This is a genomic window from Azospirillum sp. B4 (assembly GCF_000333275.1).
Lineage (GTDB): Bacteria > Pseudomonadota > Alphaproteobacteria > Azospirillales > Azospirillaceae > Nitrospirillum.
Genome location: NZ_BACU01000688.1, coordinates 24,563 through 36,783, shown reverse-complemented (window position 1 = coordinate 36,783; position 12,221 = coordinate 24,563). Strand labels below are relative to the sequence as shown.

General features: G+C 63.1%; 11 protein-coding genes. 2 read left to right on the top strand and 9 right to left on the bottom strand.

What is annotated here, in order from left to right; translation table 11 throughout:
• The 4 genes from I55_RS31000 to I55_RS30985 all read right to left on the bottom strand — a co-directional run.
• Positions 1 to 631 (bottom strand): lyase family protein (locus tag I55_RS31000; protein ID WP_044564590.1); only part of this gene is annotated, 631 nt, incomplete at its 3' end.
• Between the two features lie 198 nt (positions 632 to 829).
• On the bottom strand, positions 830 to 1,135 hold the full coding sequence (locus tag I55_RS30995) for an antibiotic biosynthesis monooxygenase (protein ID WP_044564585.1): 306 nt from the start codon (positions 1,133 to 1,135) through the stop codon (positions 830 to 832).
• Positions 1,136 to 1,378: 243 nt separating this feature from the next.
• Positions 1,379 to 1,735, bottom strand: a complete 357-nt coding sequence (locus tag I55_RS30990; RefSeq protein WP_044564584.1) for a DUF1428 domain-containing protein — start codon at positions 1,733 to 1,735, stop codon at positions 1,379 to 1,381.
• Between the two features lie 47 nt (positions 1,736 to 1,782).
• Positions 1,783 to 2,721 (bottom strand): LysR family transcriptional regulator, encoded by a 939-nt coding sequence (locus I55_RS30985; protein ID WP_044564583.1) that lies wholly within the window; start codon positions 2,719 to 2,721, stop codon positions 1,783 to 1,785.
• 254 nt (positions 2,722 to 2,975) lie between these two features.
• Here I55_RS30985 and I55_RS30980 point away from each other — a divergent pair, with 254 nt between their 5' ends.
• Both I55_RS30980 and I55_RS30975 read left to right on the top strand, forming a co-directional pair.
• Complete coding sequence (locus tag I55_RS30980; RefSeq protein WP_083901575.1) at positions 2,976 to 4,055, top strand: rhamnan synthesis F family protein; 1,080 nt, start codon at positions 2,976 to 2,978, stop codon at positions 4,053 to 4,055.
• 283 nt (positions 4,056 to 4,338) lie between these two features.
• Complete coding sequence (locus tag I55_RS30975) at positions 4,339 to 5,220, top strand: rhamnan synthesis F family protein (RefSeq protein ID WP_044564581.1); 882 nt, start codon at positions 4,339 to 4,341, stop codon at positions 5,218 to 5,220.
• 191 nt (positions 5,221 to 5,411) lie between these two features.
• Here I55_RS30975 and I55_RS30970 read toward each other — a convergent pair whose 3' ends face one another.
• The 5 genes from I55_RS30970 to I55_RS30955 all read right to left on the bottom strand — a co-directional run bounded on the left by I55_RS30970 (position 5,412) and on the right by I55_RS30955 (position 12,051).
• Positions 5,412 to 7,055, bottom strand: a complete 1,644-nt coding sequence (locus I55_RS30970; RefSeq protein ID WP_044564580.1) for a tetratricopeptide repeat protein — start codon at positions 7,053 to 7,055, stop codon at positions 5,412 to 5,414.
• 40 nt (positions 7,056 to 7,095) lie between these two features.
• Positions 7,096 to 8,457 carry an HlyD family type I secretion periplasmic adaptor subunit gene (locus I55_RS30965; RefSeq protein WP_044564579.1) on the bottom strand — a complete coding sequence of 454 codons (1,362 nt, stop codon included), beginning with the start codon at positions 8,455 to 8,457 and terminating at the stop codon, positions 7,096 to 7,098.
• On the bottom strand, positions 8,420 to 9,751 hold the full coding sequence (locus tag I55_RS38805; protein WP_252181380.1) for a peptidase domain-containing ABC transporter: 1,332 nt from the start codon (positions 9,749 to 9,751) through the stop codon (positions 8,420 to 8,422). Before I55_RS38805 ends, I55_RS30965 begins: the two co-directional genes overlap by 38 nt.
• Entirely contained in the window at positions 9,739 to 10,590 is an 852-nt protein-coding gene (locus I55_RS38800; protein ID WP_252181379.1) for an ABC transporter transmembrane domain-containing protein, read from the bottom strand. Before I55_RS38800 ends, I55_RS38805 begins: the two co-directional genes overlap by 13 nt.
• Positions 10,591 to 10,809: 219 nt before the next feature.
• Entirely contained in the window at positions 10,810 to 12,051 is a 1,242-nt protein-coding gene (locus I55_RS30955) for a glycosyltransferase (RefSeq protein WP_049974676.1), read from the bottom strand.
• Between the last annotated feature and the right edge of the window lie 170 nt (positions 12,052 to 12,221).

Here is a 12,221-nt window from a genome sequence, read left to right as displayed (position 1 = left end):
GCGCGCCGCACGTCAGCCCCCGATCACCCAGGGCGGCCAGGGTGCCGGCGGCCCCTCCGAACTGCAGCACCTGGCAATCGCGGCCAGCCGCCGCCACCGCCGCGCGGGCGCGGCCCACCGCCGCCATCCAGCCGGCGGCCTTCAGGCCGAACGTGGTGGGCAAGGCCTGTTGCATCCAGGTGCGCGCGGCCAGCGGCGTCTCCGCATGGGCTTCCGCCAGGCGGGCCAAGTGCCCCTCCAGCGCCCCAAGCCCCTCATCCACCAGCGGCAGAGCTTGGCGGATTTGCAGTACCAGGCCGGTGTCCATGATGTCCTGGCTGGTGGCGCCCCAATGAACGAAGCGGCTGGCGTCGCGGTCAGCCGCCGCCACTTTGGCGGTCAGGGCCTTCACCAAGGGAATGGCGGTGTTGCCGGCCTTGGCCGCGGCGACCGCCAGGGCCTCCAGGTCAAAGGCCTCCGCGCGGCAATGGACGGCGATGGCGCCATCGGCGCCGGCGGGAATGATGCCCAGACCGGCCTCGGCCCGGGCCAGCGCCGCCTCAAAATCCAGCATGCCCTGCACGGTGGCGGTGTCGGTGAACACCGCATCCACCGCGCCCCCCCGGAACAGCGGGTCCAGCAATCTAGACATCTATCGTTCCTCCCGCCTTCCTGAACGGCGGAAGGAACGATAGCACCGGATCGGCGGGAATGAGCCATGCCGCAACTTATGAACAGCCGTGCATTTGCGAACAAATGTTCGCCAGACGAACAAAGCACCTTATGGGCAGCGATTTGGCCAGCCGGGAACAGGATGGCCGTGACCAGTCACGATCAACGAATGCTGGCATCAAGCCACGAAGGAGTGATGCTGCACCTGGGGCGCGGCGGCGAAGAAGGGGCCGATCAGCGCCCGCCATTGGGGAAAGCGGGGAGAATTGCGGAAGCCTTCCATATGGTCGGCCACGCTGCGCCATTCCACCAGTAGCAGGTAACGGTTGGGATCCTCCACGCAGCGACGCAGCCGGTGGGCCAGGTGGCCCTCCGTCGCAGCCAACAAGGGCAGGGCCTGGGTGATGGCCGTCTCGAAATCGGCCCCCTGCCCCGGCAGGATGTCGAAGATGGCCGTTTCCAGGATGGTGTCTTGCGTCAGCATGTGTGGTCCTTGGGTAAATATCGGAGGAAACCATCAGACGCCGGGCACGGCCGGTGTAACTTTTGGCACCGGTCACGATACGTCCTGGTCGGGGTTCGAAGCCCGCCACCTCCTCCTTATTACGCCGGTTCCGTGCCAGCAGGCGACCGGATCGGACGCGAAATTATTCCCAGGGTGACTGGAAATGGCAAATCGGGAATGCCGCGTTCATCTATTGGCGCCCGCGATAGATGCGCCAGCGGCTCACACGCGTCCCATGATGTGAAGCGGGCTGAAGCAGCCATAGATGAGACGCTTGGCGTCGAACGGCATGTCGCCGGGGATGTTGAAACGCGTGTCCTCCCCCATCTTGGCCTCGACCGCCTCCAGGGTCGCCTTGTCGGGCCAGATCTGCCAGGAATAGACGATCTTCTCCCCCGGTTGAGCCGCCACCGCGCGCCGGAAGTCGGTCAGCTTGCCGTCGGGTACGTTGTCTTCCCAGGATTCGACGATCTCAAGGCAGCCGTATTCCTTGAACAGGGCGGCCCCGTTCTCCGCCCAACGGCGGTAGGCGTCTTGCTTGTCCTCCGGCACGGGGATCACGATACCGACGATGTACATGGGACAAGGCTCCCGTGGGATGGTTCGAGGGAAGGCAGGGGCTCGCTTCAGTCTTTCGCCGCCTCCGCAGGGCTTGGCTGGAATAAGGAGGCGGCGTGGTCCCGCAGGGTGCGCTGCAGCCACTGCACGCCGGGATCGCGGCGCTTGAATTTATGCCACTGCACCATCTCCCGCACCGTGGGGATGTCCAGCGGCGAAGCCAGCAGGCGCAGCGGCAGGAAACGGGCGTAGTGCTCCGCGTGGCGGCGGTGCATGGTGGCGATCCGCCGGGTGCCTAGCACCAGTTGCGGCACCAGGCTGAAGTTGGGCGAGAACACCTCCACCCGGCGGGTGCGGCCGAAGCGTTCCAGGAACCATTGCTCGAACGCGGGATGGCGGTTGCGCCCGTGCTGGACCGCCACATGGGTCAGGTCAAAGAACTGGTCGAAGCTGACGGCATCGCCCACCAGATCGTTCTCCGCCCAGGCCACCAGGACGAAATCGTCCTCGAACAGCACCTCGCGGGGATGGAAGGGGGCGAGATAGGGCTCCAGGTTGATCAGCAGGTCGATCTCCCCCCGCTCCAGCCGCTCGGTCAGGGTGTCATCAGGCAACAGCACCTCGATGGAAATCCCCGGCGCCTCGGCATGGATGCGGCGCAGGGTGCCGGCCAGCAGCACATCGGTCACATAGTCCGACGCGATGACGGAAAAGCGGCGGTCGGAGGTGGACGGATCGAACTCCGGCGGGGTGGTGATCATGGTCTTGACCTGCAGCAGCATCTCCGCCACCGGTTCGGCCAGCGATTCCGCCCGCGGGGTCAGCACCATGCGGCGGCCGATGTTCATCAGCAACTCGTCCTTGAAGAACTCCCGGAGGCGGTTCAGCGCCCCGCTCATGGCCGACTGGCTGAGGTGCACACGCTCCGCCGCCACTGACACGTTGCGTTCGGTCAACAGGGCGTCCAACGCCACCAGCAGGTTGAGATCCAGTTTTTCAAACTTCATGGTCGTTCGGCATCCGTTCCGTCCCTGGCGCCGGATCTGTCGTCCGCGTCGCCTTGCCCTTGCCCGATCACGATATATCGGCTTTGGGGCCGCCGCCAAGCGGCGGGCGTGCCATCCAACCCCCTGAGCAGCAAAGGGGTGAACGGCTGGCTGGATGACCGACATTGGCCCAGGTGATCCGGTAGTGTATGGCACGCAAAACGCCTTCCCCGTGACATTGTTTGCGCGGCCAGCCTGGGGCATAAAGAGGCCCCATGACTATGAACCACGTTGGCGTCAGGATGTATCGGGTGCGTGCGTCTTCTTCCCTGGGGGCCAAGGCCTTCGCCTGGATCACCAACCAGATCATCTACCGCGGCCGGCTGTTCATCAGTCGCGTGGCTGATTACGCCGAACTGCTGTTTTATCCCCCCCGGCCCGCCACCAGCGCGATTCAAGGCAGATGGACCGGCCAGGTGCCGCTGGACGGCGCCAAGCGGGTGGCCATCTTCATGCACTTCGCGCAAGCCGACAGCATCGCCCCCTATGTCCGCTACCATGTCCGCAAACTGCGGGAAGCCGGGTTCGCCGTCATCTTCGCCAGCAACACCCCCGGGCTCAGCGAACAGACCGTGACACCGTTGTTGCCGGACCTGGCGTTGGCCTTCAGCCGGCAAAATGTGGGGTGGGACTTCGCGGCCTATCGTGAGGCCATTGATCTGATCCCAGCCTTGGAAGAGCGGGAGATGCTGTTGATCACCAACGACAGCGTCTTCGGCCCGATCCATGACCTGGCCCCCCTGATCGCCCGGGCCGACCCGGAAGAAGCCGATGTCTGGGGCAGCACTGACAGCTGGGAACGGCACTATCATTTGCAGAGTTTCTTTCTTCTGTTCCACAAACGCGCACTACAGTCTCCAGCATTCCGCCACTTTTGGCAGAATGTGCGCAGTTTTCGGCGCAAACACTGGATCATTGAGAAATATGAGATAGGTCTGACACGCGCCCTGCAAAGTCAAGGCCTGCGCTGCAAGGCTCTTTTCCCTTATAACCACGTCACCCGGACGTTCTTGCGTTCATACGTTCCCTCGACGACTGCCGAAAAAGTTGCAGAAACAAATCCAGTTGGTTTCGCACAAATGTTGGCCGGGCGGATTAACGCCTCCATCCCCATCAATCAGACCCATTTCTTCTGGTCCGAATTAATCCTTGATATGGGATTCCCTTTCATTAAGCGCGAGCTTCTGCAAAAGAATCCAGCAAATGTACCCAATATTGGCGAATGGGAACAGATTGTATCCAAGGTGTCGACTTACGACACCAACCTTATTCGTGAGCATCTGATGTCGCGCTAACCTATGGGTGATGCACATTCGCCGGCCCTTGCCAGCCGACAGAGCGATCCTTCGCATTTTTGCCGGTTGCTTTGCTTTTAGAACCCTACCGAATGGCCTATAGTGCCCCCTTTAGGAGAGAGGCTTCAGCGGTTTCATGTCCACGACGGTAAAAAAAGTTTTTAAAAGAATTCTTTGGGGCCCAGGAAAGCTCCTTGATTATATTGATTTGGCCCGCTGCTCCCTCGGGAACACGCTGCCTCATAAGCCTACCGTCAGGGCCAGCTTTCCAGGGAAACGGTCGTTGGAAGGGGCGCGTAAAGTCGCGGTCCTCAACCACTTCGATCAGCGCGGCGTCGTCCATGACTATGTCGTGTATTTCGCCGCAAAACTGGCGGAAGCCGGCTACGCCGTAATTTTCGCCAGCAATTGCCCCGACCTGTCATCGAGCGACACGGCAAAGGTCTTGCCTCATGTCGCCTGGGTGCTTAAGCGGCGCAACATCGGTTGGGACTTCGGCGCCTTCAAGGATGCTATCGCTTTGATCCGTGATCCAGGCGCCCTGGACCATCTTCTGATCACGAACGACAGCATCTACGGCCCTCTGCACGACATTGACCAGGTCGTCGAGGAAGCCGATCCCAAGATCGCCGGCATCTGGGGCCTGACCGACAGCTGGGACCAGCATTTCCATCTGCAGAGCTATTTTCTGGTCTTCTATCCGGCGGTCCTGAAGCATCCGAGCTTCACCAAGTTTTGGAATGGGGTGAGATACTATCGCCGCAAGCACTGGGTCATTCGGGATTACGAGATAGGTCTTACCCGGTTTTTCCTGCGAGCCGGCATTCAGTGTCGGGCTTTGCTCCCCTATCGCAGCATAGTTTCCGAAGTCAGCACCCCCATCGACGTCGCGGCGGAAAATGCGAAAGGCCACGTCGCTAATTACCTGCGGCACATGCAAATGAGCATCCTCCACGGGCACCCTCTAAACCAGACCCACTATTTCTGGGATTATCTTATCACTTACAAGCGGAGTCCCTTCATCAAGCGGGATCTTCTGCAACGCAATCCGGTGGCCATCCCGCACTTACAGCGATGGGAAGAGGTGATACGGGCGGCGTCCGATTATGATACCAATCTCATCCTGCATCATCTGCAGCTATCCATGCGTCACCGGGTACACTGATACTTACAGTGGGACGGGCGCTGCGGCTGGCGTAATCTCATCGGCACGAGATATAGACTGCTCGCGACCGCAGGCGCCGGAGCTTTCTGGGGAGCGCAGCGGAACGGAAACTGAGGAAGCCAAGCGGCTGGATGGCCGCGCCCGGCGCCTTAGAGCGGAACGCGACACCTGATCGTGTAAATCCGCGTGCTCTAACGGACGGTGCCTTGAAAGGCGCGGGCCTGCAGCGTCTCCATCACCTGGGGGCCACGGGGGTCGCCCGCGTCCGTCCCCCGGCGTGCCCACGCCAGCGCGTCCTCAATGGCCGCCGGACCGTCATAGGTGGCGATCAACTCAGCCATGGTGATCATGGCCTCGCCGCTGCCGGCGTCGCCGGCTTTCACCAGCCAGCCGCGCGCCTCCTCCACATGCGTCTTGCCCATCCCTAACAGCATGCGGGCCAGATTCACTTGGCCGGGAACATGCCCTTGCTCCGCTGCTGCCCGTGTCCAGGTCAAGGCCGCTTGGGGATCGTGGGGAAGCCCGTTTCCCGTGGCATAGGCGCGGCCGACCCGGAACTGGGCGGACGCGCTACCCTTTTCCGCTGCCAGGCCATACAGCCGCATCGCCTGCTCCTCGCTCTTTTCCAGGCCATAGCCGTGATAGTGCAAGACGCCCAGGTTATAGAGGGAATCGGCATGGCCCGCCTCACCAGCCAGGCGGAAGTGATGGCCGGCCCTGGCGTAGTCCTGCGGCACGCCGTCGCCGCCGAGATGGCACAGCCCTAGTCGGAAATGGGCCGGGGTAAAACCGTTGTCCGCCGCCTTGCCGAACCATCGTACCGCCTCGAACGGATCCTTGGGCACGCCGCGCCCGGCCTGGTACGCCAAGGCAAGGGCCATCTGGGAGCCGGGGTGGCCGCGGTCCGCCGCCCCCTGATACCACTGTGCCGCCTCAATGTCGCTGGGCGATCGGGCCTGACGGCTGGCGTGCAGATCCCCCAACAGCGCCATGGACTCCACATCCCCGCGCAAGGCCGCCCGGCGTAACCAGGTTTCCGCCGCCGCCGCATCCATGGGAAGGTCCTGGCCACGCATATACATGACGCCCAGCGCCCGCTGGGCGGCCACCACCTGCGCATCGGCCGCTTTTCTCAATGCCTGCAAGCCACGCTCCAGGTCTCGGCTCGCCCCCTGGCCGGTGATATAGGCCATGGCCACATAGTACAAGGCGGTGGGGTTGCCAACGGCCGCCGCTTCCTCATGCAAGCGCAGAGCCCCAACCGGATCGGGCTCGCCCAGGTCGCCGTTACTCAAAATCAGGGCCAGACCAACCTTCGCCGCGTGGCTGCCGGCGTCGGCCGCCCGCCGGTACCAGTCCGCCGCCACCTGCATGTCACAGTCGGCGCCACTGAGCCGCGACAGCAACCATCCCAGCAGGACTTGCGTTTCAACATGCCCTTGGTTCGCCGCCTTTTCGGCCCATTTGCGGGCCTCGGCCAGATCCTGGGGCAAATGGAAGGCGCCGGGGGCCCTCTCCCCCTCGTCCGGTGGCTTGCCCACCCCCGTGGAGTACAATGCGGCCAGACGCGCCTGGGCCTCCACATCCCCGGCCTCCGCGGCGGCGGTGTTCCAGCGGAATGCCGCTGCGGGATCGGCCAAAACGCCATGCCCCCGTTGCAGCAATTCCGCCAAATCCCGCATGGCCACGACCGACCCGGCCCGGGCGGCGGCGGCCAGGGCGCGTGCGGCACCCACGGCATCCCCCCGGCCTGCCAGACGGCGGGCCAGGGCCAGGGACCAGGCGGCCTTACCCCGCCCAGGTCGCCACGTTACCGCCCGGTCCACCAGCGTCATGATATCGGTCTCGTCCTTCCATGTGCCCGAAGGAAGAGCATCAAGGCTCCCGCATCCCTTCGGATGCCTGACGCAGCACAGTTTCCATCACGTACATGAGGATGGTCCGCCTACCCACCATGATGTCGGCGTTCAGCGGCATGCCCGGAACCAGATGTACGCCACCGGGCACGTCACGCAACTTCACCTCCGTGATCTCGATACGGCCTTTGAAAAAGCGCCGCTGGGTCGGCTGGCCGTTGTCCTGCCGATTGAAGCTGTCGTCGCTGACGCTGCGCAGGATGCCCTTGGCCGTTCCGTGCTCGACGAAACGATAGGCATCCAGCTTGATTTCAACCTTGTCGCCCAGCTTGATGTGCCCCTGATCAGCACCGTCGATGTCAACTTCCGCTTCCAGGGGCGCGTTGGCCGGCACGAGGGTGACCAGCATGTCGCCCGTCTTGGCGACCGACCCCACGGAAATGTCGGGGTTCACGCTCAGGACCGAGCCGTCGTCGATGGCCCTCATTTCAACGAGGTCGNTACGCCGTTCAGCCTTCGACAGATCGTCCTTGGCCTTTTGCAGATCGGACCGCTGGTCGACAGGTCTTGGCCAGATCAGCCTGCCATTCATGCAGGAAGGATCCGTTTCCGACCGGATCGCTTCCAGATCATGGGACGCCGACCGGGCCTGCTGTTCCGCGCTGGCCAAGTTGCGCATCATCTCGGTGCGGCTATCCTGGGCCAGCAGCGTATTCAAGCGGCTGCCGTATTCCTTCTTTTCCAGCTTGGCGCGCATGTCCTCGATTTCCGAGGTCACGGCGACCCGCGACTTGAAGTATTCCATGTCGCGCTGGCTGCGCACCATGGTGGACTGGGCGGATTCGATCTTCTGATCGTAATTCGCCAGTTTGGCCTTGTATTCCGCCTGCCGCGATCGCCAGACCGATAATTGAAGGGCCGCCTGGGAGGAAGGGTCGGCGCCAGGGTCGTAAACGGTCCTGGACTGTTCCGCCTCCAACCGAGCCACCTCGGCCGTCAGCGAGGCCACCTGCTCGCGCAGTTGCGAGGCGTCAGCCGTGGCAAAGGTCGGATCCAGGGTAACCAGCAGGTCACCCTTTTTCACATCCTGCCCCGGTCGCACCAGGATGGACCGGACGACGGAGGTATCCAGCGGCTGCACCACGATGCTGGGCGTGCGCGACACCACCTTGCCGGGGGCCGTGACGACCTCATCCAGCTTCACCACGGATATCAGGGCCAGGGCGACCGCCACCATACCGGAAAGCGTGTACAGCGTGGCCCGCACCGGCTTGGGATACGGGGCCCCCACCACGGCGGCGATCTCGGACTGGAAATCGTTGATCGCCTGGGAGACGACGGCGTCAGTCCCGCGTGTCGGGACCAGAGAGCGCGCGCTCATTGGGAACTCCGGAGTTTTGATGACGGTTTTGCTGGAACCACAGGTGACGATAGATATCGCACCTCTGGAGCAGCTCTTCATGGGTGCCGACGTCGTAGACCCGCCCGCGCTCCATCACCACGATGATATCGCAGTCGACCAGCGAGGTCAGGCGGTGGGAAATGATCACCATCGTACGCCCTTCGCTGATACGGGTCAGGTTGGCGTTGATGATGGCCTCGCTGTCCGGGTCCAGGGCGCTGGTGGCCTCGTCGAGGATCAGGATGGGAGGGTTGATCAGCAGGGCGCGCGCGATGGCGATACGCTGCCGCTGGCCGCCGGAAATGTTGGTCGAGCCTTCGGCCAGATAAGTGTCATAGCCGCGGGGCAGACGTTCGATGAACTCCTCGGCGCCTGCCATGCGGGCGGCCTCGATGACCTCCTCAAACGAGGCATCCGCCCGCGCGGAGGCGATGTTCTCACGCACAGTGCCACTGAACAGGAAATTGTCCTGCAACACCACGCCCAGGTTGGAACGCAAGTGGGAAATATCCATCTGCCGCAAGTCGACGCCGTCAATCTTGATCAGCCCATCATAATCCTGGTGCAACCCTTGCAGCAGGCGCGTCACCGTGGTCTTGCCCGAGCCGCTTCGTCCCATGACGCCCACCACGCTGCCGCGGGGGATGTCCACCGTCACGCGGTCCAGCGCCTTGTTCTGGGCGCCGGGGTAACGGAAGCTGACGTCCTCAAAGCTGATGTGCCCCTGGAAGCGGGGACGCAGACCATGATCGGACCGCAATTCCTCCGGCGGAATGTTGACGATGGACGCGACCTGAGCAACGGCGCCCCTCACTTCCTGCACCTGCTGCAACATGCCGGCGATCTGCACAAATGGTTGGGTGGCACGGCTGGCCAGCATGGTGAAGGCGACCAGCGACCCCGCCAGCGCCGCCTGATCCGTCGACAGGGCCATATAGCATCCCAGCAGCAGGGTACCGGAATAGGTCAACTTCTCGAGCGGCTGCAGGATGGTCTGCGGCTGATTGGCGACAAGCGCCAAATTGCGATTGGCGCGCACGGCCGTGGCCCCGCGCGCATCCCATCCGCGACGCTTGCTGCCCTCCAGGGCCAGGGACTTCACCGTGCGCATGCCATGCACGGTTTCGATCAGGAAGGAATTCTTGCGGGTTTCGGCCTCCACCACCTTGCCGTGGTAGCGGCCGATAGTGGGCATATAGAGCAACACCACCAGGAACATGACGCACGCGATGCCCAGTACCCAGAGGCTGAGGATCGCATTCATGAAGAACATGTGGGGATCAGCAGGATCAGCGTCAGGCTGTCCAATGCCGTGCCAAAAAGCTGCCCCGTCAGAAAATTGCGTATACGCCAGATTTCATTCAGACGGTGGGTGATCAATCCCGTCGGCAGGGACTCGAACACCTCAATCGGCAGCCCCAGCAGGCGGTCATAGATGAAGGCTGTCAGACGGCCGTCCACACGGGCGGAGCCTTCGGCGATCAGGAAACGGCGCAGCCAACCGAAGGCGGTATCGAAGATCACGACAAAGGCGACGCCGACAGCCAGAACGACCAGGGTCGACATGCGTTGATGAACGAGGATGCGGTCAACCACGATCATGTAGACGAGCGGCGGCACCAGCGCGAAGACACTAAGGACCAGGGCAGCCAAGCCGACATCGCGGAAAATGCGACGCTCGCGCAACACCTCGGCCATCAGCCAGCGGAGACCGAACAGCGCCTGTTCTTGCTCCTCCGCGTTCTTAGGCTTGACCAGGATGATTTCGCCCGACCAGATCTCATCCAGCGCGATCTCATCCAGGGGCCGGATCTGGTTAGCCACCGCCGGTTCGCGGACGTAGACGATGGGCGGGGAAACGCTGGGTGACACACCGGTCAGCACCAGGGCTCCCCCATCTTTCAGGCAAAGGATGGCTGGCACCGCCCGGCCGACGCGCATCAACTGCCGCCAGTTCATGCGGACAGCCCGCGCCTGGAAACCCTTCTCCTCGGCGGCGTGCACCAGGACGGCGCGATTGACCTCCCCTTCGCCCGAGGCGTAGGTCCGGATCAACTGCTCCCGGGAAAGATGGACACCATGGTGCTGTGCAACGAGCAGCAAGGCGGTCAACATCGTGTGGTCCACGATGTCCGTGTTCATGGTCGTAGAATCTGCGCTCACGTCATCCGCCGTACAGCAACCCCAATTCACCGGCCTGTTACCCTTCGGGCGGGAGCCGGTCCCCTTCGGGCGCGACCTTAGCGCACCCGTAAAACAAACGGCAAATTCTACATATGGCCCACCTGGATTTTTTGATCAGTTAACCCCTGGTTCAAATGAAATGGCTTATTAGTTATCAGGCGCCGCCGGGCAACCGAACCGGGCGTTCAGCATCCGCCGCCACGCCGGAATGGCCCGGGATCGGACATCGAAACGCGTCTCAACCGTTCGCCGCGCCATTTGTCGCAGGGGGGCCAGCGCAGCCCTCCGGCCTAGCGTTTCGACGATCCTGTCGGCCAGCGCCGCCGAATCAAGGAAAGGGGTCAGCAGACCGTTTTCCCCATCCGTGACCACTTCCATGACGGGCGGCGTGCTGGACGCCACCACCAGGGCACCGCAAGCCATGGCTTCCAATAGCGACCAGGAAAGCACGAAGGGATAGGTCAGGTAAACGTGCACGCTGGACACACGCATCAGGTCGAGGAAATGGCGGTACTCCACCGGCCCGGTGAAATGAACGCGGTCCAGTTCCAGGGCTCCGCCGACCTCCGCCAGCATCCGCTGCCGCCAGCCGCCGCCTTCCGCCGGCAGGGGGCCGTAGCTGGCGCCATCGCCGCCCGCCACCACCACTTGGGCCCGGGGCCGCCTCCGCAAGATCGCCGGCAGGGCGCGCATGAACACATGAAAGCCACGATAGGGTTCCAGGTCGCGGGCGACATAGGTCACCACCTCATCAGCCGCCGTCAGGACACGTCCGCCGGGCAGTGGGAAGGACGCGGCGGAATCGGGACAGGCCAGACGGGTGTCTATACCCTCGTGCAGCACCTCAATCCTGTCCCGGAAAGGCATGGGATGCAGATCACGCTGCCACCGGGTAGGGGACACCGCCAGGTCGGCCGCCTCCAGCGCCAGAAGGTTGGTGGCATTCAGGGTGCGGACACGGGCCACGTCGTCCAGGCTGTAAGGAAACTCCGGGTCGAAGCCCAGATCGGTTCCCCGGCCATGATAGTAGAATTCGAAATACCCAGCCAAGGGCACATCCGGCCACAAATCCTTCATATAAAGTGTGTCGCCAAATCCGGCATGGCCAATGATCAGGTCCGGACGATATCCATCCCGCGCCAGGCCCACCGCCGCCGCTAGGGCCGCCTGCCCCCGGCCCACATAGTCCGTCGCGCGCCGCAGATAAGGATGGGTTCCCGGTTCCACCTTCGGCACCCGTCCATAGAGATGGGGCGCCAATCCCGGCAGCGCCGTTTCCACCCGTTCCCCCAGTCCCCGAACCTCAATACGCGGGTCGGCCAGCAGGTCGTTGGCCAAATGGCGGAATTGCCCCGGAAAGTCCCGGTGCAGTAACAAGACGCGGTACATGCCTTCAACGATCCCCTGCGCCCGATTAACCCCTGCCATCATACCTTGCGCCCGAATAGCCCCGCCGCTGGACAAGCGTACGGCCCCTCGGGCACAAGCAGGCCCGAATACTTATACCGGCCTGATTCCATAGGCCATCATAACAGAGCAACTCCCGCGCGGGAGCATCG